We start from the raw sequence: 19183 nt of genomic DNA on the forward strand, positions 1-19183 counted from the left end.
GTGAAGATGGAAGTAACGTTGATTGCTCCGATCGCCATGGAAGACGGTCTACGCTTCGCGATTCGCGAAGGCGGCCGTACCGTTGGTGCCGGCGTCGTCGCAAAGATCATCGAGTAATACGCTCGTTGCATCAGGGAAGGGGGCTGATTTAATCAGCCCCTTTTTCGCTTTCTGTCGCAACCGCTTCTCCCGACTTGGTCAATAATCATGATTGTTGACAGGGTTGGGTATTATGCATACAATGCGGCTCCTTTTTTTGAAGGTCGGCTAACTAGTTAGTAGCTGCTACGAGTGGAGTTTGGTGCATCATGCAAAGCCAAAAGATTCGAATCCGGTTGAAGGCGTTTGATTATCGCCTTATCGACCAGTCGACGCAGGAGATTGTCGATACCGCAAAGCGGACCGGCGCTCAAGTGCGTGGACCTATCCCTCTGCCGACGCGGAAGGAGAAGTACACTATTCTGGTTTCTCCGCACGTCAACAAAGACGCGCGCGACCAGTATGAAATTCGTACTCATAAGCGTTTGCTCGATATTGTCGAGCCGACGGAAAAGACAGTAGATGCTTTGATGAAGCTAGACCTGGCAGCAGGTGTAGACGTTCAGATTAGCCTCGGTTAATACCGCCCGGTATTGATCTGTGTAACTGTCCTAAGGCCATAGAGGGTGCGAGCCCCGTACACTATAGAGGTGAAACATGGCGATTGGTGTTGTCGGCCGTAAGGCTGGTATGACCCGTATTTTTACGGAAGATGGGCAGGCTTTGCCTGTCACAGTAATTGAGGTTGATCCTAACCGCATTACTCAGCTCAAGACTCTTGAGAATGATGGCTACCGTGCCGTCCAGGTGACTGTGGGTGCGCGTCGCGCCTCGCGTGTGACCAAGGGCGAGGCTGGCCATTTTGCGAAGGCCGGCGTAGAGGCTGGTCGGGGCGTCTGGGAGTTTCGTCTGGCTGATGGCGAGGGTGAAGATCTGGCCGCAGGTGGCGAAATTGCCGCGACTGTCTTTGAAGATGGTCAGTTGGTAGATGCTACAGGTCGTTCAAAGGGTAAAGGTTTCCAGGGTGGCGTAAAGCGCTGGAATTTTGCCATGCAGGACGCTACGCATGGTAACTCCCTATCGCATCGTGCTCCGGGTTCTATTGGTCAGAACCAGACTCCGGGCAAGGTATTCAAGGGCAAAAAGATGGCGGGCCAGATGGGGAATGCACAAGTCACTGTGCAGAACCTGAAAGTTGTCCGTGTCGACGCCGAGCGCAACCTCCTGTTGATTAGTGGTGCCGTACCCGGCGCAACTGGCAGTGATGTTGTCATCAAGCCTGCACTTAAAGCCTGAGGAGCGGTTCGATGGAATTGACTATTACAGGTAGCGGTAAGGAAGTTTCTGTATCCGAAGCTGCATTTGCCAAAGATTTTAACGAGGCTCTGGTTCACCAGGTTGTAACTGCCTACATGGCAGGTGGCCGTCAGGGAACCAAAGCTCAGAAAAACCGTTCAGAAGTCAGTGGTGGTGGTAAGAAGCCCTGGCGTCAGAAGGGCACAGGTCGCGCTCGTGCTGGTACTATCCGTAGCCCGATCTGGCGCTCCGGTGGTGTAACCTTTGCTGCTAAACCCCGCGGTTTTGAGCAAAAAGTTAACCGTAAAATGTATCGCGCTGCGATGTGTTCTATCTTCTCCGAGTTGGTTCGTCAGGAGCGTCTGGTGTTGGTTGACGACTTTACAGTCGATGCGCCAAAGACCAAGGCCTTCACCTCCAAGCTTGCAGATCTGGGTGTTGCAAATGCCCTGATTTTGACTGAAAGCCTGGAGCATAACCTGCATCTGGCTTCTCGCAACGTACCTCACGTCGATGTGCGTGATGTTGCTGGGTTGGATCCGGTTAGCTTGGTCGCCTTTGAGAAGGTTGTGGTGACTGTTCCCGCTCTGAAGAAGATCGAGGAGATGCTGGGATGAATCAGGAACGTATTTATAAGGTCCTTCTTGGGCCTCACGTATCGGAGAAGGCCTCTCTGGTGGCCGAGCATGGACAAGTTGTTTTCCGGGTAGCCCCGGACGCTACCAAGCCGGAAATCAAGAAGGCTGTTGAACAGCTGTTCAACGTCACCGTAGAAGGTGTTCAGGTTCTGAACCGTAAGGGCAAGCTTAAGCGCACTGTCCGCGGGTTCGGCAAGCGTAATGACATTCGTAAGGCTTATGTAAAGCTGGCTGAAGGTCAGGACATCGATTTTCTGGATGTGGAATAAGGTAAAGGGGTCGTAATATGCCGATCGTCAAAACCAAGCCAACATCTGCCGGACGCCGTCACGTTGTAAAACTTTACAACCCGGACCTGCACACAGGGCGCCCTTACGCACCGTTGGTGGAATCTCAAAGCAAGTCGGGTGGCCGTAATAACAATGGCCGGATCACTTCCCGGCACATTGGTGGTGGCCACAAGCAGCACTACCGTATTATTGATTTTAAGCGGACTAAAGATGGTATTCCTGCGACAATTGAGCGCATTGAGTACGATCCTAACCGCTCTGCGCACATCGCGCTGATTAAGTATGCCGATGGTGAGCGTCGTTATATTATCGCTCCCAAGGGTATGCAAATTGGCGACCCTGTGCGCTCAGGAATCGACGCGCCTATCAAGGTTGGAAGCACATTGCCGCTGCGGAATATCCCGGTTGGTTCTGTGATCCATTGCGTTGAGCTCAAGCCTGGCAAAGGTGCTCAGCTGGCTCGCTCTGCGGGCGCATCCGTACAGCTGGTTGCTCGGGAAGGCGCTTATGCGACCATCCGCCTGCGCTCAGGTGAAATGCGTAAGGTGCTTGTAGATTGCCGTGCCACACTGGGAGCAGTATCCAACAGTGAGCATAGCGCCAAGCAGCTTGGCAAAGCGGGTGCATCACGTTGGCGTGGCAAGCGTCCAACAGTACGTGGTGTTGCTATGAACCCAGTTGACCACCCGCATGGTGGTGGTGAAGGGCGTACCTCTGGCGGACGTCACCCGGTTACTCCGTGGGGTGTTCCGACCAAAGGGCATAAGACTCGTAAGAACAAGCGTACTGATAATATGATAGTGCGTCGTCGTTCAGCCAAGTAAACGACTACATAGAGGTAAATGCTGTGCCACGTTCTTTAAAGAAAGGTCCTTTTATAGACCTGCATCTGTTGAAGAAGGTCGAGGCAGCTCTGGAAGCGAACGACAAGCGACCGATCAAGACCTGGTCGCGTCGCTCAACGATCTTTCCAGAGTTCGTAGGCCTGACCATCGCAGTCCACAACGGCAGGCAACACGTGCCGGTTTATGTAACCGAAGATATGGTCGGGCATAAACTGGGAGAGTTCGCGGCAACGCGTACTTATCGTGGCCACTCGGCCGACAAGAAAGCTAAACGCTGATTGTGAGGGGAATAGAAATGGAAGTAGCAGCCAAGTACAAGGGCGCTCGCCTCTCAGCTCAGAAAGCACGCCTTGTCGCCGATCAGGTCCGCGGCAAGCCGGTTGAGGACGCCCTGAACATTCTGACTTTCAGCCCTAAGAAGGCGGCGGTAATCATCAAGAAAGCTCTTGAGTCTGCCATTGCCAACGCTGAGCATAACGAAGGTCTGGACGTTGACGAACTGCGGGTTTCCACCGTAATGGTGGATGAGGGCCCAACGCTCAAGCGGATCAAGGCTAGAGCCAAGGGGCGCGCTGATAGAATCATGAAGCGCACCTGTCATATCACCGTCAAGGTCGCCGACAAGTAGGAGATGCTCAGATGGGTCATAAAGTAAATCCGATCGGCTTCCGCCTGGGTGTGATTAAAGAGCACAACTCAGTCTGGTATGCCGATAAAAAGGAATACGCACAGAATCTGTTGAATGACATTCAGGTTCGCGAATTCCTCGACAAGCGCCTGGTTAAGGCGTCTGTTAGCAAGATTGTGATCGAGCGCCCTGCTCAGAACGCCCGTATCACGATTCATACTGCCCGCCCCGGTATTGTTATCGGTAAGAAGGGTGAAGATGTTGATCGTCTGCGTCGTGAAGTTGGCGAGATGATGGGTGTGCCTGTGCACATCAACATCGAAGAAGTCCGCAAGCCGGATCTGGATGCTCGCCTGGTAGCGCAAAACGTTGCCGGCCAGTTGGAGCGTCGTGTGATGTTCCGTCGCGCTATGAAGCGCGCGGTTCAGAATGCCATGCGCCAGGGTGCCAAGGGTATCAAGATTCAGGTTGGTGGTCGTCTCGGGGGTGCTGAAATTGCGCGTTCCGAGTGGTACCGCGAAGGTCGTGTTCCGCTGCACACATTGCGTGCAGATATTGATTACGCAACCTACGAAGCGAATACCACTTACGGCATTATCGGCGTCAAGGTATGGATCTTCAAAGGTGAGATTCTTGGTGGTATGGAACAGGTCCGTGCTGACAAGAAAGCCTCTGGGAAGAAAGGTTCTAAGTAAAGGGGCAATCTTATGCTGCAACCAAAACGCACCAAATTTCGCAAGGTAATGAAGGGCCGTAATACCGGTCTTGCTCACCGCGCCAACAAGGTGAGCTTCGGTGAATACGGATTGAAAGCGACAACCCGTGGGCGTATAACTGCGCGCCAGATTGAAGCGGCTCGTCGTACCATGACGCGTAAGATCAAGCGTGGCGGGAAGATCTGGATCCGAGTGTTCCCGGACAAGCCGATCACCGGCAAGCCGCTTGAAGTACGTATGGGTAAAGGTAAGGGTTCTGTCGAGTATTGGGTGGCTGAGATTCAGCCAGGCCGGATGCTCTACGAGATGGAAGGTGTTTCAGAAGATATCGCACGTGAAGCCTTCACGCTCGCAGCGGCTAAATTGCCGGTACAGACCACCTTCGTAACGAGGACGGTGATGTGATGAAAGCAACAGAGCTGCGTGAAAAATCAGCCGAGGAGCTGAACAAGGAGCTGATCAATCTCCTGAAGGAGCAGTTCAACCTGCGCATGCGCAAGGCGACAGGTCAGCTCAATCAGTCTCACCTTCTCGCTGGGGTGAAGCGTGACATTGCTCGCGTGAAAACAGTATTGAACGAAAAGGCAGGACAGTGACATGACCGAAACTACCCAAACTGCCAGAACTCTTAGCGGCAAGGTCGTAAGCAACAAGATGGAGAAGTCCATCGTGGTGTTGGTCGAGCGTCAGGTGAAGCACCCTTTGTACGGTAAGTACTTGAAGCGTTCAACCAAGATCCATGCTCACGATGAGAACAATCAGTGCAACATTGGTGACAAGGTAACCATCGAGGAGATCCGTCCGATCTCCAAGACCAAGAGCTGGTCGCTGGTGGAAGTCACCGAGAAAGCATCCAAGGTGTAAATCGCCCGGAGAACAACCATGATTCAGACTCAGACAATGCTTGAAGTCGCGGATAACAGCGGTGCGCGTCAGGTGATGTGCATTAAGGTCCTGGGCGGTTCACACCGGCGTTACGCCAACGTAGGGGATATCATTAAGGTGACCGTCAAGGAAGCCATCCCCCGCGGAAAAGTGAAAAAGGGCCAGGTCCTGAAAGCTGTAGTAGTGCGCACCCGCAAGGGTGTCCGTCGTCCCGACGGGTCGCTGATCCGTTTCGACGGTAACGCGGCTGTACTTCTGAATGCTCAGGACGCACCCATTGGTACCCGTATCTTCGGACCGGTTACCCGTGAACTGCGAAACGAAAAGTTCATGAAAATTATCTCACTGGCACCCGAAGTACTTTAAAGGACCAGAGGCCGGTTATGAAAAAGATTAAACGAGATGACGAAGTAATCGTCACTACGGGGAAAGACAAAGGCAAACGTGGTAAAGTTCTGAAAGTTCAGGACGATGGTAAGGTAATTGTTTCCGGCATCAATATGATGAAGAAGCACACCAAACCAAACCCGATGTTGGGCACCCCTGGTGGCATCGTCGAAAAAGAAGCACCTATCCAGGCTTCCAACGTAGCTATTTTTAATCCGCAGACCGGCAAAGCCGATCGTGTCGGCTTCCAGATCAAGGAAGACGGTACAAAGTCGCGGATCTTCAAGGCTACGAAAGAAGCTGTCGATAACCAGTAAGCGGTGGTGGTTACGATGCTTAACATGAAAGAGCAGTACAGCAAGGAAGTGGTACCCGCCCTGCAGAAAGAGTTCGGTTTCAAGAACGTTATGCAGGTGCCGCGTATCGAAAAGATTACCCTGAACATGGGTGTCGGCGAAGCGGTCGGTGACAAGAAGCTGATTGAAAATGCTGTGGCGGATCTTGAGCGCCTGGCAGGTCAAAAAGTGGTTGTCACTACAGCGCGTAAATCTGTTGCGGGTTTCAAAATCCGTGAAGGATGGCCGATTGGCTGTAAAGTTACCTTGCGCGGCGAGCGTATGTGGGATTTCTTTGATCGCTTGGTACACATTGCGGTTCCCCGCATTCGTGACTTTCGCGGTCTGAATCCCAAGTCTTTTGACGGGCGCGGTAACTACAGCATGGGTGTGCGTGAGCAGATTATCTTCCCGGAGATCGAGTACGACAAAGTCGACAAGATCCGAGGATTGGATATCACCATTACCACCAGTGCCCGTACCGACGATGAAGGTCGTGAGCTACTGAAAGCTTTCGGTTTTCCGTTCAAGAAATAAAGGAACGAGAGTAATGGCTAAGGTTTCAATGAAAAACCGTGAGCTGAAGCGCGAGCAAACCGTTGCGAAGTATGCAGCGAAGCGCGCTGAACTCAAGGCGATTATCAAGAACCCAAATACCAGCGATGATGACCGTTGGGATGCGCAGATGAAGCTCCAGCAGCTTCCTCGCGATGCATCCCCCTCGCGTCTTCGTAATCGTTGCCAGGTTACTGGTCGTCCCCACGGCGTTCTACGCAAGTTCGAGCTTTCACGGATCAAACTCCGCGAATACGGCATGCGTGGTGACGTACCGGGCCTGACCAAAGCAAGCTGGTAAGATAGGTATCCTGGCTTCGGTCAGGGTGCCTGTTGGTAAGCGGTGCGGCGCGCCGCTGCACAACTAAAAAGATCAGGAGCCTCATACTAATGAGCATGCAAGATACGCTTGCGGATATGGTAACTCGTATTCGCAATGCCCAGATGGCATCGAAAGCTGATGTTACGATGCCGTCTTCCAAAATGAAGGTCTCGGTAGCCCAGGTTCTTAAAGACGAAGGCTATGTTGCAGACTTTTCCGTTTCAGCCGATGTAAAGCCCGAGTTGACAATCACGCTCAAGTACTTCGGTGGTAAGCCTGTCATTGAGCAGATCAAGCGCGTTAGTCGCCCAAGTCTGCGCCAGTACAAGGGCACTGGGGAGCTACCGAAGGTATCCGGTGGTTTAGGAGTCGCGATTGTCTCTACGTCCAAGGGCGTTATGACTGACCGCGCCGCACGAGCTGCTGGCGTGGGTGGCGAAGTCATCTGCACCGTATTCTAGGAGAATCACATGTCCAGGGTTGCCAATAATCCTGTCGTGCTGCCTTCCGGTGTTGAGGTTAAGCTGAACGGACAGGAAATTAGTGTTAAGGGCTCCAAGGGAGCTCTAGATTTTTCTATTCACCAGGCGGTTGAAGTGAAACAGGAAGAGAACCTTCTTCGTTTTGCTGCTCGCGATGGTGCCCAAAAGTCCCGCGCTCTTGCCGGTACAACCCGTGCGCTGGTCAATAACATGGTAACTGGTGTATCCGCTGGCTTCGAGCGCAAGCTCCAGCTGGTCGGTGTAGGTTATCGGGCCCAGGCGCAAGGTACGAAGCTCAATCTGACACTGGGTTTTTCTCACCCGGTTTCTTATGAGCTGCCCGAGGGGATCACTGCTGAAACTCCTTCTAATACGGAAGTAGTCATTCGCGGTATCGACAAGCAACAGGTTGGCCACGTCGCTGCAGAGATCCGCGCGTTCCGTCCGCCCGAGCCTTACAAAGGCAAAGGTGTACGGTATGCGGATGAGCAGGTCAGACGCAAAGAAGCCAAGAAGAAATAAGGCGGGACTATGAGCGCGAATAACGAAAGATTGCGTCGCGCACGCAAAGTGCGCATGAAGATCCGTGAACTGGGTACGACACGTTTGTGCGTTCACCGCACTCCGCGTCATATGTACGCCCAGGTTACGACAGCAGATGGCAGTCAGGTTTTAGCCACTGCCTCCACGTTGGATAAGGAACTGCGCCAGGGTGCAACCGGTAACGTGGACGCCGCCAAGAAGGTTGGTCAGCTGATTGCTGAGCGTGCCAAGGCGGCAGGTGTGGAGCAGGTAGCATTCGACCGCTCCGGTTACCGTTATCACGGCCGTGTTCAGGCTTTGGCCGACGCAGCCCGTGAAGCTGGCTTGCAATTCTAAGAGGTGGAGAAGATGAGCGTTAACGATCAGAAAGCGCCTGAGCTCCAGGAGAAGCTGGTTCAGGTGAATCGCGTTGCCAAGGTGGTCAAGGGCGGTCGCGTATTTGCGTTCACCGCGCTGAGCGTTGTTGGTGACGGTAAAGGACGCGTTGGCTTCGGTCGCGGCAAGGCTCGTGAAGTGCCGGTTGCGATTCAGAAGGCGATGGAAGCTGCACGCAAGAACATGGTGGATGTGCCGCTTGACGGTACTACCTTGCAATACGCTGTAAAAGCCCAGCATGGTGGCTCCAAGGTGTATATGCAGCCAGCCTCTGAAGGTACAGGGATCATCGCTGGTGGTGCGATGCGAGCTGTGTTGGAAGTTGCAGGTGTTCAGAACGTACTGTCCAAGTGCTACGGGTCTACAAACCCGGTAAACGTGGTACGTTCCACCATCAAGGGTCTCCAGGCTACTCAAGCGCCTGAAGATATTGCAGCCAAGCGCGGTAAATCCGTCGAAGAGATTCTGGGTTGAAGTCATGGCGAACGCAAATACGATCAAAGTAACTCTGACCCGCAGCCCCATCGGCTGCCAGCCCAAGCACAAGCTTTGTGTGAAAGGCCTGGGTCTTCGTAAAATCGGTCACACCGTTGAATTGGAAGATACTCCTTCCATTCGCGGCATGATCAACCGGGTTAATTACCTGGTTCGGGTTGAGGAGAACTAAGATGCGTCTGAACGAACTTAGTCCAGAGCCCGGTTCACGTCCCGCCGCCAAGCGCGTTGGTCGTGGTATCGGTAGCGGCATCGGTAAAACCGGTGGTCGCGGTCATAAAGGTCTGAAATCTCGTTCCGGTGGCAGCGTTGCTCCTGGTTTCGAGGGTGGTCAGCAGCCTTTGGCCCGTCGTCTTCCGAAATTTGGCTTTACGTCGCGCCAGCAGCGCTATGTTGCTGAGATTCGTCTGAACGAACTGGCGAAGGTAGAAGGCGATGTAGTGGATCTTGCTGGCCTTAAAAAGGCGGACATCATCCGCGAGGAAATTCGCGAAGCCAAAGTTATTCTGTCGGGCGAACTTGACCGCGCAGTAACTGTAAAGGGACTTCGTGTAACTAAAGGCGCGCGCGAGGCAATTTCTGCCGCGGGTGGCAAAGTCGAAGACTAAGGCGAGTCGAGGACTAAATGGCGAAGAACGCATCATTGCCTGCGGGCGCGGGGAAAGGACTGGCCGAGCTTAAGTCACGGCTTTGGTTCGTCTTCCTGGCATTATTGGTGTACCGGATTGGTGCACACATTCCGGTGCCAGGAATTAACCCTGACCGTTTGGCGGCATTGTTTGAGCAGAATCAGGGCACAATTCTGAGTATGTTCAACATGTTTTCAGGTGGTGCGCTCGAGCGCATGAGTATCTTCGCTCTCGGTATCATGCCGTATATCTCTGCCTCTATTATCATGCAGCTCATGACTGCGGTCAGCCCGCAGCTTGAGCAGCTGAAAAAAGAAGGTGAGGCTGGGCGTCGAAAGATAAGCCAGTATACGCGGTACGGTACGGTTCTCCTGGCTCTGGTTCAGGGTTTTGGTATTTCTGTTGGTTTGGCCTCTCAAGGCGTCACCTTTAATGACAGTTTCAGCTTTCACTTTGTGGCGGTTGTTTCTTTCGTGAGTGGTGCTGTCTTCATGATGTGGTTGGGTGAGCAGATTACTGAGCGCGGTGTCGGTAACGGCATCTCCCTGCTGATTTTTGCAGGCATTGTCGCCGGGCTTCCCGGTGCAATCGGCCAGACTCTGGAGCAGGCTCGTAACGGCGAAATGAGCCTGTTGGTGGTTCTGGGTATCGGTATCCTTGCTATTGCAGTAGTTGGCTTCGTAGTGTTTATGGAGCGTGGGCAGCGTCGTCTGACCATCAACTATGCCAAGCGACAGCAGGGGCGTCGTGTTTTTGCTCAGCAGTCCAGTCATTTGCCTTTGAAGGTAAACATGGCCGGGGTTATCCCGCCCATCTTTGCTTCATCCATTCTGCTTTTCCCGGCATCGTTGGGGCAGTGGTTTGGTCAGGGTGAAGGCATGGAATGGCTCAGTGATATTTCCCAGGCATTGGCGCCAAGCCAGCCGTTGTACATTATTCTGTTTGCAGCAGCGGTCGTTTTCTTCTGCTTCTTCTACACAGCTCTGATGTATAACCCGAAAGAAGTTGCGGATAACCTCAAGCGCTCTGGCGCGTTTATACCGGGCATTCGTCCTGGCGATCAGACAGCTAAGTATATAGATGGTGTTCTGACTCGTTTGACCCTGTTCGGTGCAATGTACATTGCAGCAGTATCTCTGTTCCCTCAGTTTCTGATGGTTGCCGGGAATGTTCCGTTCTATTTGGGCGGCACCTCACTGCTGATTGTTGTAGTCGTGGTGATGGATTTCATGGCGCAGGTTCAGTCGCACCTGATGTCGCATCAGTATGAATCGCTGATGAAGAAGTCCAATCTCAAGGGCTATGGACGGAACGGTTAATACCGTTCCCCTTGAAAACTGGAGTCGACAATGAAAGTACGCGCTTCGGTAAAGAAAATTTGCCGTAACTGCAAAGTAATTCGTCGCAATGGCTCAGTAAGAGTCATTTGCTCGGAGCCTCGCCACAAGCAGCGTCAGGGCTGATTCCCTCGGGAAGCATCCTGGCTAGCGAAAGAGGTTCGCAATGATGGCGCTTGACTCGATGCCGGGTCAGGCGCTATTATTTCGCGCCCCATTTCTGTGGCGGAAAATTCACACAGCAAAGCTTTGAACGCGGAGTAATTTGGATGGCACGTATAGCCGGTGTCAATATACCCGATCACAAACATGCTGTTATCTCGCTGACCTACATCTTTGGTGTTGGCAAGACAACAGCCCAGAAGCTTTGCGATGCAACCGGCGTTAAGCCGGACGTCAAGGTCAAAGACCTGTCTGACGATGAGCTTGAGTCACTTCGTACCGAAGTGGGTAAAGTTGTCGTTGAGGGCGATCTGCGTCGTGAAGTACAGATGAACATTAAGCGTTTGAAGGATCTCGGATGTCACCGTGGTCTGCGCCATCGTCACGGGCTTCCTGTCCGCGGCCAGCGCACAAAGACCAACGCACGCACCCGTAAAGGTCCACGCAAACCTATTCGTAAGTAACAGGTAGGCAAACATGGCAAAGCCAGGTACACGTACCCGTAAAAAGGTGAAAAAGACCGTTGTTGATGGCGTCGCGCACGTACACGCGTCCTTCAACAACACGATCGTGACCATTTCTGACCGTCAGGGCAACGTTCTGTCCTGGGCCACCTCTGGTGGGTCCGGTTTTCGTGGGTCACGTAAGAGCACACCTTTTGCTGCGCAGGTAGCAGCTGAAAGAGCCGGTAACGCGGCTGCTGAATACGGCCTTAAAAACCTGGACGTAGAGGTTAAGGGTCCCGGGCCAGGACGTGAGTCTGCAGTTCGTGCGTTGAATTCGTGCGGCTACAAGATCACTAACATCACAGATGTGACGCCGATTCCCCATAACGGCTGTCGTCCGCCCAAAAAGCGCCGCGTCTAACACAGGAGACAGTGAATTATGGCTCGTTATATAGGCCCGAAGTGCAAGCTGTCTCGTCGTGAAGGGACAGACCTTTTTCTCAAGAGCGGTGTTCGCGCGCTGGATTCCAAGTGCAACATCGAGACTCCGCCGGGTATGCACGGCGCGCGTCGCAGTCGTCTGTCTGAGTACGGCGTGCAGCTTCGAGAGAAACAGAAAGTTCGTCGTATCTATGGCGTTCTCGAAAAGCAATTCCGCAACTATTATAAAGAGGCGGCTCGCCTGAAGGGCGCAACAGGTGAAAACCTGCTGCAACTTCTTGAGACTCGTCTTGATAACGTTGCATACCGCATGGGCTTTGGTTCGACCCGTGCAGAATCCCGTCAGCTCGTCTCTCACAAGGCGATCCTGGTTAACGACAAGGTAGTGAATATTCCTTCCTACAAGGTCAAGCCTGGTGATGTTGTGAGTGTGCGTGAAAAAGCCAGAAACCAGCTGCGTGTTAAAGGCGCTCTGGAACTGTCTGCAAGCCGTGCACCGGTGAGCTGGGTAGAGGTCGACGCCAACAAGATGTCCGGCGTTTACAAGTCAGTACCTGAGCGTACTGAGTTGCCGGCCGACATCAACGAGAACCTCATCGTCGAGCTTTACTCCAAGTAAAGCCTGATAAGCAACGATAGTAGATAGGGGCGTCTATGCAGCGTTCAGTACAAGAGTTATTGACACCTCGTACCATTGACGTGAAAGAATCGAGTGCCATGCGCGCCAAAGTCACGCTGGAGCCTCTGGAAAGAGGGTTTGGCCACACTTTGGGTAGCGCACTGCGTCGCATTCTCTTGTCTTCGATGCCGGGCTGCGCTGTTACTGAAGCGCAGATTGACGGTGTCTTGCACGAGTACAGCGCGATTGAAGGTGTCCAGGAAGACGTTATTGAGATTCTGCTGAATCTCAAAGGCGTTGCCGTCAAGATGAATGGTCGGGACGACACTGAGCTTACGCTCAGCAAAAAAGGCCCGGGCGTTGTTACAGCCGGTGATATCAAGCTGGATCATGACGTCGAGATTTCCAACCCGGATCATGTGATCTGTCACCTGAGTGAAAAGGGTGAAGTGAACATGCGTCTGCGTGTTGCGCGTGGTCGCGGCTATGAGCCGGCAGATCAGCGTGGTCTCGAGGAAGATGAAACCCGCGCCATCGGCCGACTGCAATTGGACGCAACCTTCAGTCCGGTTCGCCGTGTAGCCTACTCCGTGGAAAGTGCACGGGTAGAGCAGCGTACCGATCTGGACAAGCTGGTTATTGATTTGGAGACGAACGGCACGATTGATCCGGAAGAAGCGATTCGCCGGGCAGCCACCATTCTCCAGCAGCAACTGGCAGTATTTGTCGATTTTGATCACGAAAAAGAGCCTGAGCGCGTTGAGGAAGAGGAAGAAATTGATCCTATTCTGCTGCGTCCGGTGGATGATCTGGAATTGACGGTGCGTTCGGCTAACTGCTTGAAGGCTGAAAATATTTACTACATCGGTGATCTGATCCAGCGCACAGAAGTTGAGCTGTTGAAGACGCCTAACCTTGGTAAGAAGTCGCTAACCGAGATTAAGGACGTTCTGGCGTCCCGTGGTTTGTCTCTGGGCATGCGTCTTGATAACTGGCCACCGGCTAGCCTTCGTGGCGACGACCGGGTTCTGGGCGGTTGATTGCCGATTAGTTTAAGGTAAGGAATCAGAGCAATGCGTCATCGTAAGAGTGGTCGTAAGTTCAGCAGGACCAGTGCGCATCGCAAGGCCATGTTTCGTAACATGACTGCGTCACTGGTTGGTCATGAGCTGATTAAAACAACGCTGCCGAAAGCCAAAGAGCTTCGTCGTGTAGCTGAGCCTTTGATCACGCTCGCCAAAAAAGATTCGGTAGCGAATCGTCGTCTGGCGTTTTCTCGCCTGCGCGACGACGCGGCGGTTGCCAAGCTGTTTGATGAGCTTGGCCCCCGTTACAATGAGCGTCCGGGTGGTTACCTTCGCATTCTGAAGTGTGGCTTCCGCGCTGGCGACAATGCCCCTATGGCATTTGTTGAGCTGGTTGGGCGTCCGTTGGACATCGAAGCAGAAGAAGTGGACGAAGGCGACGAGTAATATCGTTCCTTAGTCCACAAAAAAACCGGGTGCCGTAAGGTTCCCGGTTTTTTTGTGTCTAAAATTTGATGGTTTATTCGGTAATTGCTGCTTAGGGGGCTGGCCCGGGGTGGCGGGTGCATTTTCTTTGGAAAAATAACTCGCTGCGCTCAGACATCTTTTTCCGGCAGAAAATGCACCCGCCACCCCGGGCCGAACATGCTTTGAGTTAGTTTGCTTTTGGTCCCAGCATTGGTTTCAGGTAGCGGCCGGTATGGGAAGCTGGGTTTTGTGCAACTTCTTCAGGCGTACCTTCAGCAATAATCTGACCGCCGCCGGAACCGCCTTCCGGGCCCAGGTCGATTATCCAGTCCGCCGTTTTGATTACGTCCAGATTGTGCTCGATAACCACAATGGTGTTGCCGTGGTCTCTCAGGCGTTCCAGTACGTTCAGTAATTGCTGAATGTCGTAGAAGTGCAAACCTGTAGTTGGCTCGTCGAGTATGTACAGGGTTTTGCCTGTGTCGCGTTTTGAGAGCTCTTTGGCGAGCTTTACGCGCTGGGCTTCACCGCCAGAGAGGGTGACTGCACTTTGTCCAAGGCGGATGTAGGAGAGGCCTACATCGATGAGGGTTTGCAGTTTTCTGGCGAGGAAGGGAACGGCATCGAAAAACTCCCGGCCTTCTTCTACGGTCATGCTCAACACTTCGTTGATGTTTTTTCCTTTGTAGCGCACCTCGAGGGTTTCCCGGTTGTAGCGTTTGGCTTTGCATACATCGCATGGAACGTATACGTCCGGGAGGAAGTGCATTTCTACCTTGATCATGCCGTCGCCCTGGCAGGCTTCGCAACGTCCGCCTTTAACGTTGAACGAGAAGCGCCCCGGTTTGTATCCCCGCGAACGGGCTTCCTGGGTTCCGGCGAAGAGTTCGCGGATTGGGGTGAACAGGCCGGTGTAGGTGGCGGGGTTGGAGCGAGGTGTTCTTCCAATCGGGCTTTGATCTATGTCGATCACTTTGTCCAGCTGGTCGAGACCTGTGATACCCCTGTACGTCGCAGCGCTCAGGCTAGTGGCTTTGTTGAGTTTGGCCGCTGCAACGGGGTACAGGGTGCTGTTTATCAGGGTGGATTTGCCGGAGCCAGATACGCCGGTTATGCAAGTCATTATGCCCAGGGGCAGGTTCAGGGTGACATCCTGCAGATTGTTCCCGGTTGCGCCGGTCAGTGTCAGGATTTCGCCAATGCCTTTATTTCGGATTTCGGGGACGGCTATTTCCTTGGTGCCACTGAGATATTGGCCTGTCAGTGAGTCGGGGTTTTCCAGGATCTCGGCAGGCGTGCCTTGGGCAATGATCTGGCCGCCGTGGACGCCGGCGCCCGGCCCGATATCAATAACATGATCGGCTGCCCGAATGGCGTCCTCGTCATGCTCTACAACGATCACGGTGTTACCCAGGTCGCGCAGATGGGTGAGAGTGCTCAGCAGGCGGTCATTGTCCCGCTGGTGCAGGCCGATCGAAGGTTCATCCAGAATGTACATAACGCCTACCAAGCCCGCGCCTATCTGGCTGGCGAGCCTTATTCGTTGCGCTTCACCGCCAGACAGGGTGTCGGCGCTGCGCTCAAGGGTCAGGTATTCCAGACCCACATTCACCAGAAATTGCAGTCTCTGCCGAATTTCCTTAGTGATTTTTTCTGCAATCTCGCCCCGTCTGCCGGGCAAGGACAGTGCGTCAAAGTAGGAGTAGGCCTCGCCAATTGGCAGGCGAGTTATGTCCGGAAGGTTGCGCTCTTCAATGAACACATGGCGGGCACTGCGTCTAAGCCGGGAGCCATGGCATTCTTTGCAAGGCGCAGTACTTAGGTTGCGGGACAGCTCTTCGCGCACGCTCTGGGAGTCTGTTTCCCGGTACCGGCGCTCAAGGTTCGGGATAATACCTTCGAAGGGGTGTGCCCTTTCCATGATATGGCCGCGTGAGTTTACGTAGCGAAACGGTATGTCGTCGCTGCCTGATCCAAATAGAAGCATGGTTCGGAATTTTTCAGGGAGCTCCTCCCAGGGTGTCTCCAGGTCTATGTTGTAGTGCTCGGCGATGCTGCCCAGCATCTGGAAGTAATACACTGCCCGCCGATCCCAGCCCTTTATGGCACCGGCTGCGAGTGTTGCTTCAGGGTGCTGGACGATTTTCTCACTATCAAAGAACTGTTTTACCCCCAGGCCGTCGCAGGTCGGGCATGCGCCAGCCGGGTTGTTGAAGGAAAACAGTTTTGGTTCCAATTCGCTGAGAGCGTAGCCACATTGTGTACAGGCGTATTTAGCAGAAAAGGTCGTTTCTTCGCCCTCACAACCCGCTTCTGCGTCCATAGGTGCAATTAGCGCAATGCCGTCAGCAAGCCCCAGTGCCGTTTCAAAGCTTTCAGCCAGGCGCTGCTCCTGGCCGGGCTTTACCTTGAAGCGGTCCACAACCACATCTATCTGATGTTTGCGCTTTTTATCGAGTGCTGGAACGTCGTCAATATCATAGACCGTTCCGTCTATCCGCAAACGTATAAAACCTTGGCTGCGCATGGTTTCTACAACTTGCAGGTGTTCCCCTTTGCGGTCACGAATCACCGGAGCAAGGATCATCAGTTTGCTGTCTTCAGGCATCGCCAGCACCTGATCCACCATTTGGCTGACGGTCTGCGCTTCAAGTGGTTGACCGTGCTCCGGGCACCGAGGCTCACCAGCGCGTGCAAACATCAATCTGAGGTAGTCGTAGATCTCAGTGATGGTGCCAACGGTTGAGCGCGGGTTGTGAGAGGTGGACTTTTGCTCAATCGAAATGGCAGGGGAGAGCCCTTCGATGTGATCCACATCGGGCTTCTCCATCATAGAGAGGAACTGGCGGGCGTAGGTGGATAAGGATTCCACATAGCGCCGCTGACCTTCTGCATAAAGCGTATCGAATGCCAAGGATGATTTACCTGAGCCGGATAGACCCGTTATAACGATCAGTTTGTCCCTTGGGATATCCAGGTCGATGTTTTTCAGGTTGTGGGTACGTGCCCCCTTGATCTGGATATGATCCATAACACCTCGCGTAGAGAAAAAACGGGAATTATACCGTGTTACGCCGGCTTCGGCGAAGGTGCCGATAACAGCGCCGATAAACCAGCGGCTGTGCCTCGTGGCAGAAGCTTCTGTTACAATGCGCCGCCTGTTAAAAATATGCTTATTCGCAAAGCCACCCAAGCAAGCCTTCAAGAGGAGCCCACTACCGTGAATTCGCTGGAAAAACGCTCCGTATTTGCGCTGGCGTCTGTGTATGCCATACGCATGCTCGGATTGTTCATGATCATGCCAGTGTTCATGTTGCTGGGTGAGGGCCTCGAGGGCGCAACGCCGGCATTGCTCGGCTTTGCCATTGGCGCTTACGGACTGAGCCAGGCATTGCTGCAGATACCTTTTGGCCTGCTTTCCGACCGCGTTGGCCGCAAACGCATGATTTATATCGGCCTGATTCTGTTTGCAGCAGGCAGTATATTGGCCGGCTCAGCCGATTCAATATACGTTGTTATTGCCGGTCGGATCCTTCAGGGTGCAGGGGCTATTGCCAGCGTGCTGATGGCGCTGCTTAGTGACCTTACACGGGAGGAGCAGCGAACGAAGGCCATGGCAACGGTGGGTATCTCAATCGGGCTTTCTTTCTCTGTCTCTCTGGTGCTCGGGCCCTTGGTAGGTTCAGCTTGGGGGCTGTCGGGGATTTTTTACGCGACCGCTGTTCTGGCTATGGTTGCCTTGATCATCGTAAGCCGTGTAGTGCCTAGCCCCCATCAACATAAAGTCAGTGCCGATACTCATCCTGCCAAAGCCATGCTCGGCCGGGTGCTGTCTGATAAGCGTCTATTGCGGCTGGATTTTGGTATTTTTGCTCTGCACCTGGTGCTGACGTCGCTGTTTTTGGTGTTTCCTTCTGTGCTGCAGAATCAGCTTGGGCTGGCCAGCGCTTCCCATTGGTGGTTTTACCTGAGTGTGATGATTACCTCATTTTTTGCCATGGTGCCCTTTATCATTATTGGTGAAAAAAAACGCGTGATGAAGCCAGTACTCTGCGGTGCTATTGCTCTGCTGGCCTTGGCGACGGCGGGGCTTTCGGGCGTTTCAAGCAGTCTTGTGCTGGCTTGGGTTGTGATGTTTTTCTTTTTTATGGCATTTAACCTTCTGGAAGCCAGCCTGCCGTCGCTGATTAGCAAAGAGGCTCCGGCGGCGAGCAAGGGCACGGCCATGGGCGTGTATTCCACCTCCCAGTTTATGGGGGCTTTTCTTGGTGGTGCCTTTGGTGGTTACCTGCTGCAGAAGGTTGGAATCGACGGTGTAGTCTGGTTTATGGTGGCCGTTCTCGGGCTCTGGTTGTTGGTGGCTTTGACTATGCCAGCGCCAAGCCATAATTCAGGTTTCGTGGTACAGTTGCGTGAGTTGGCGAATGACCAGTACGACGATGTTGATGGCAGTCTGCGCCGCTTGCCGGGTGTGCAGGATGTGGTCATTGTTGAAAACGCTGCCACCGCCTATCTCAAGGTGGACCGACAGCACTTTGATGAGGCGTTACTTGCGGACTTTCCATTCGTCCGGCAGAGCAGCAATTCTTGAAACCCGAAGGCCCGCAAGGAATGCGGGTGTCGCTGAAAACAGAATCAGGAGCAGAACATGGCAAGAGGCGTAAACAAAGTTATTCTTATCGGGAACCTCGGGCAGGATCCGGATACCCGTTACACTCCCAACGGCAATGCAGTGGTGAACCTGAGCCTTGCGACCGACGAGAGTTACAAGGATCGTCAAACTGGCCAGATGGTGCCGAAAACCGAATGGCACCGAATCGTTATGTTCGGAAAGATTGCCGAGATCGCTGGCCAGTACCTGCGTAAAGGCTCGAAAGTTTACATCGAAGGTAAGCTCCAGACTCGCAAATGGACGAACAAAGAAGGCCAGGATGTGTACACCACTGAAGTGGTTGTTGATATCAACGGCCAGATGCAGATGCTGGATAGTCGTGGTGCTGACGGTGGTATGAACCAGGGTGCGCCTGCTGGCCGTCCTCAGCAACAGCAGGTACCTGCTGCGCAGCCTCAGAATAACCCGCAGCAGGGTGGTGGCTATAACCAAGGTTATAATCAGAGCCAAAACCAGAACCCGCCAGCACAGGGAAGCAGCATGCCTGAGCCGGTGGATGACTTTGATGACGACATTCCGTTCTAGATCTTAGCAAGTGTAATTTGTAATGAAA

The 19183-nt window shown here is 53.4% G+C and carries 32 protein-coding genes; 31 read left to right on the forward strand and 1 reads right to left on the reverse strand.

Annotation, left to right across the window (positions count from 1 at the left end; all coding sequences use genetic code 11):
- The 29 genes from CDH47_RS16005 to rplQ all read left to right on the forward strand — a co-directional run.
- On the forward strand, nucleotides 1-117 hold a 117-nt coding region (locus tag CDH47_RS16005; RefSeq protein WP_205077621.1), incomplete at its 5' end, for an EF-Tu C-terminal domain-related protein.
- 191 nt (nucleotides 118-308) lie between these two features.
- Nucleotides 309-620, forward strand: coding sequence for a 30S ribosomal protein S10 (gene rpsJ, locus CDH47_RS16010; RefSeq protein WP_041341420.1), 312 nt, complete (start codon nucleotides 309-311; stop codon nucleotides 618-620).
- Between the two features lie 76 nt (nucleotides 621-696).
- Nucleotides 697-1335: a 50S ribosomal protein L3 gene (gene rplC, locus CDH47_RS16015; protein WP_100641154.1), complete on the forward strand. Its 639-nt coding sequence runs from the start codon at nucleotides 697-699 to the stop codon at nucleotides 1333-1335.
- A gap of 11 nt (nucleotides 1336-1346) precedes the next feature.
- Nucleotides 1347-1952 carry a 50S ribosomal protein L4 gene (rplD, locus tag CDH47_RS16020; protein WP_100641156.1) on the forward strand — a complete coding sequence of 202 codons (606 nt, stop codon included), beginning with the start codon at nucleotides 1347-1349 and terminating at the stop codon, nucleotides 1950-1952.
- Nucleotides 1949-2242, forward strand: a complete 294-nt coding sequence (gene rplW / locus CDH47_RS16025; protein ID WP_100641158.1) for a 50S ribosomal protein L23 — start codon at nucleotides 1949-1951, stop codon at nucleotides 2240-2242. Before rplD ends, rplW begins: the two co-directional genes overlap by 4 nt.
- A 17-nt stretch (nucleotides 2243-2259) precedes the next feature.
- Entirely contained in the window at nucleotides 2260-3087 is an 828-nt protein-coding gene (gene rplB / locus CDH47_RS16030) for a 50S ribosomal protein L2 (protein ID WP_100641160.1), read from the forward strand.
- Nucleotides 3088-3110: 23 nt separating this feature from the next.
- Entirely contained in the window at nucleotides 3111-3386 is a 276-nt protein-coding gene (gene rpsS / locus CDH47_RS16035) for a 30S ribosomal protein S19 (RefSeq protein WP_096784145.1), read from the forward strand.
- Nucleotides 3387-3403: 17 nt separating this feature from the next.
- Complete coding sequence (rplV, locus tag CDH47_RS16040) at nucleotides 3404-3736, forward strand: 50S ribosomal protein L22 (protein WP_100641162.1); 333 nt, start codon at nucleotides 3404-3406, stop codon at nucleotides 3734-3736.
- An 11-nt stretch (nucleotides 3737-3747) separates the two neighbouring features.
- Complete coding sequence (gene rpsC, locus CDH47_RS16045) at nucleotides 3748-4431, forward strand: 30S ribosomal protein S3 (protein WP_100641164.1); 684 nt, start codon at nucleotides 3748-3750, stop codon at nucleotides 4429-4431.
- A gap of 12 nt (nucleotides 4432-4443) precedes the next feature.
- A complete protein-coding gene (rplP, locus tag CDH47_RS16050) occupies nucleotides 4444-4857 on the forward strand; it encodes a 50S ribosomal protein L16 (RefSeq protein ID WP_100641166.1) in 414 nt (137 codons plus the stop codon).
- The gene (gene rpmC / locus CDH47_RS16055) at nucleotides 4857-5048 is read left to right on the forward strand and encodes a 50S ribosomal protein L29 (RefSeq protein WP_100641167.1); all 192 of its coding nucleotides are present in this window, start codon (nucleotides 4857-4859) and stop codon (nucleotides 5046-5048) included. The genes rplP and rpmC overlap by 1 nt, the downstream gene beginning before the upstream one ends.
- A 1-nt stretch (nucleotide 5049) precedes the next feature.
- Complete coding sequence (gene rpsQ / locus CDH47_RS16060; protein WP_100641168.1) at nucleotides 5050-5316, forward strand: 30S ribosomal protein S17; 267 nt, start codon at nucleotides 5050-5052, stop codon at nucleotides 5314-5316.
- A gap of 18 nt (nucleotides 5317-5334) precedes the next feature.
- Entirely contained in the window at nucleotides 5335-5703 is a 369-nt protein-coding gene (gene rplN, locus CDH47_RS16065) for a 50S ribosomal protein L14 (RefSeq protein WP_100641169.1), read from the forward strand.
- A 17-nt stretch (nucleotides 5704-5720) separates the two neighbouring features.
- Complete coding sequence (gene rplX, locus CDH47_RS16070; protein ID WP_100641170.1) at nucleotides 5721-6041, forward strand: 50S ribosomal protein L24; 321 nt, start codon at nucleotides 5721-5723, stop codon at nucleotides 6039-6041.
- A gap of 15 nt (nucleotides 6042-6056) precedes the next feature.
- Nucleotides 6057-6596, forward strand: a complete 540-nt coding sequence (gene rplE, locus CDH47_RS16075; protein ID WP_100641171.1) for a 50S ribosomal protein L5 — start codon at nucleotides 6057-6059, stop codon at nucleotides 6594-6596.
- 13 nt (nucleotides 6597-6609) lie between these two features.
- On the forward strand, nucleotides 6610-6915 hold the full coding sequence (rpsN, locus tag CDH47_RS16080) for a 30S ribosomal protein S14 (RefSeq protein WP_100641172.1): 306 nt from the start codon (nucleotides 6610-6612) through the stop codon (nucleotides 6913-6915).
- Between the two features lie 89 nt (nucleotides 6916-7004).
- Nucleotides 7005-7397 carry a 30S ribosomal protein S8 gene (gene rpsH / locus CDH47_RS16085; RefSeq protein ID WP_100641173.1) on the forward strand — a complete coding sequence of 131 codons (393 nt, stop codon included), beginning with the start codon at nucleotides 7005-7007 and terminating at the stop codon, nucleotides 7395-7397.
- A gap of 9 nt (nucleotides 7398-7406) precedes the next feature.
- The gene (rplF, locus tag CDH47_RS16090; protein ID WP_100641174.1) at nucleotides 7407-7940 is read left to right on the forward strand and encodes a 50S ribosomal protein L6; all 534 of its coding nucleotides are present in this window, start codon (nucleotides 7407-7409) and stop codon (nucleotides 7938-7940) included.
- Nucleotides 7941-7949: 9 nt separating this feature from the next.
- Complete coding sequence (rplR, locus tag CDH47_RS16095) at nucleotides 7950-8297, forward strand: 50S ribosomal protein L18 (protein ID WP_100641175.1); 348 nt, start codon at nucleotides 7950-7952, stop codon at nucleotides 8295-8297.
- Between the two features lie 12 nt (nucleotides 8298-8309).
- Nucleotides 8310-8810: a 30S ribosomal protein S5 gene (rpsE, locus tag CDH47_RS16100; RefSeq protein ID WP_100641176.1), complete on the forward strand. Its 501-nt coding sequence runs from the start codon at nucleotides 8310-8312 to the stop codon at nucleotides 8808-8810.
- A 4-nt stretch (nucleotides 8811-8814) separates the two neighbouring features.
- The gene (rpmD, locus tag CDH47_RS16105) at nucleotides 8815-9003 is read left to right on the forward strand and encodes a 50S ribosomal protein L30 (RefSeq protein ID WP_100641177.1); all 189 of its coding nucleotides are present in this window, start codon (nucleotides 8815-8817) and stop codon (nucleotides 9001-9003) included.
- A 1-nt stretch (nucleotide 9004) separates the two neighbouring features.
- Complete coding sequence (gene rplO, locus CDH47_RS16110) at nucleotides 9005-9439, forward strand: 50S ribosomal protein L15 (RefSeq protein WP_100641178.1); 435 nt, start codon at nucleotides 9005-9007, stop codon at nucleotides 9437-9439.
- Nucleotides 9440-9456: 17 nt separating this feature from the next.
- A complete protein-coding gene (secY, locus tag CDH47_RS16115) occupies nucleotides 9457-10779 on the forward strand; it encodes a preprotein translocase subunit SecY (protein ID WP_100641179.1) in 1323 nt (440 codons plus the stop codon).
- 30 nt (nucleotides 10780-10809) lie between these two features.
- A complete protein-coding gene (gene rpmJ, locus CDH47_RS16120; RefSeq protein ID WP_008174902.1) occupies nucleotides 10810-10923 on the forward strand; it encodes a 50S ribosomal protein L36 in 114 nt (37 codons plus the stop codon).
- A gap of 143 nt (nucleotides 10924-11066) precedes the next feature.
- Nucleotides 11067-11423 carry a 30S ribosomal protein S13 gene (gene rpsM / locus CDH47_RS16125; RefSeq protein ID WP_100641180.1) on the forward strand — a complete coding sequence of 119 codons (357 nt, stop codon included), beginning with the start codon at nucleotides 11067-11069 and terminating at the stop codon, nucleotides 11421-11423.
- A gap of 13 nt (nucleotides 11424-11436) precedes the next feature.
- Nucleotides 11437-11826: a 30S ribosomal protein S11 gene (gene rpsK, locus CDH47_RS16130; RefSeq protein ID WP_100641182.1), complete on the forward strand. Its 390-nt coding sequence runs from the start codon at nucleotides 11437-11439 to the stop codon at nucleotides 11824-11826.
- 18 nt (nucleotides 11827-11844) lie between these two features.
- Nucleotides 11845-12465: a 30S ribosomal protein S4 gene (gene rpsD, locus CDH47_RS16135; RefSeq protein ID WP_100641184.1), complete on the forward strand. Its 621-nt coding sequence runs from the start codon at nucleotides 11845-11847 to the stop codon at nucleotides 12463-12465.
- Between the two features lie 35 nt (nucleotides 12466-12500).
- A complete protein-coding gene (locus tag CDH47_RS16140) occupies nucleotides 12501-13505 on the forward strand; it encodes a DNA-directed RNA polymerase subunit alpha (protein ID WP_100641186.1) in 1005 nt (334 codons plus the stop codon).
- Between the two features lie 33 nt (nucleotides 13506-13538).
- Nucleotides 13539-13937: a 50S ribosomal protein L17 gene (gene rplQ / locus CDH47_RS16145; protein WP_096784129.1), complete on the forward strand. Its 399-nt coding sequence runs from the start codon at nucleotides 13539-13541 to the stop codon at nucleotides 13935-13937.
- 208 nt (nucleotides 13938-14145) lie between these two features.
- Here rplQ and uvrA read toward each other — a convergent pair whose 3' ends face one another.
- The gene (gene uvrA, locus CDH47_RS16150; protein ID WP_100641188.1) at nucleotides 14146-16989 is read right to left on the reverse strand and encodes an excinuclease ABC subunit UvrA; all 2844 of its coding nucleotides are present in this window, start codon (nucleotides 16987-16989) and stop codon (nucleotides 14146-14148) included.
- A 189-nt stretch (nucleotides 16990-17178) separates the two neighbouring features.
- Between uvrA and CDH47_RS16155 the strand changes: the two genes are divergently transcribed.
- A complete protein-coding gene (locus CDH47_RS16155) occupies nucleotides 17179-18549 on the forward strand; it encodes an MFS transporter (RefSeq protein WP_100641300.1) in 1371 nt (456 codons plus the stop codon).
- Nucleotides 18550-18606: 57 nt separating this feature from the next.
- Nucleotides 18607-19155, forward strand: a complete 549-nt coding sequence (gene ssb / locus CDH47_RS16160; RefSeq protein ID WP_100641190.1) for a single-stranded DNA-binding protein — start codon at nucleotides 18607-18609, stop codon at nucleotides 19153-19155.
- Nucleotides 19156-19183 lie beyond the last annotated feature (28 nt).

Origin of the sequence: Marinobacter salexigens, from assembly GCF_002806945.1 — a bacterium.
GTDB lineage: Bacteria > Pseudomonadota > Gammaproteobacteria > Pseudomonadales > Oleiphilaceae > Marinobacter > Marinobacter salexigens.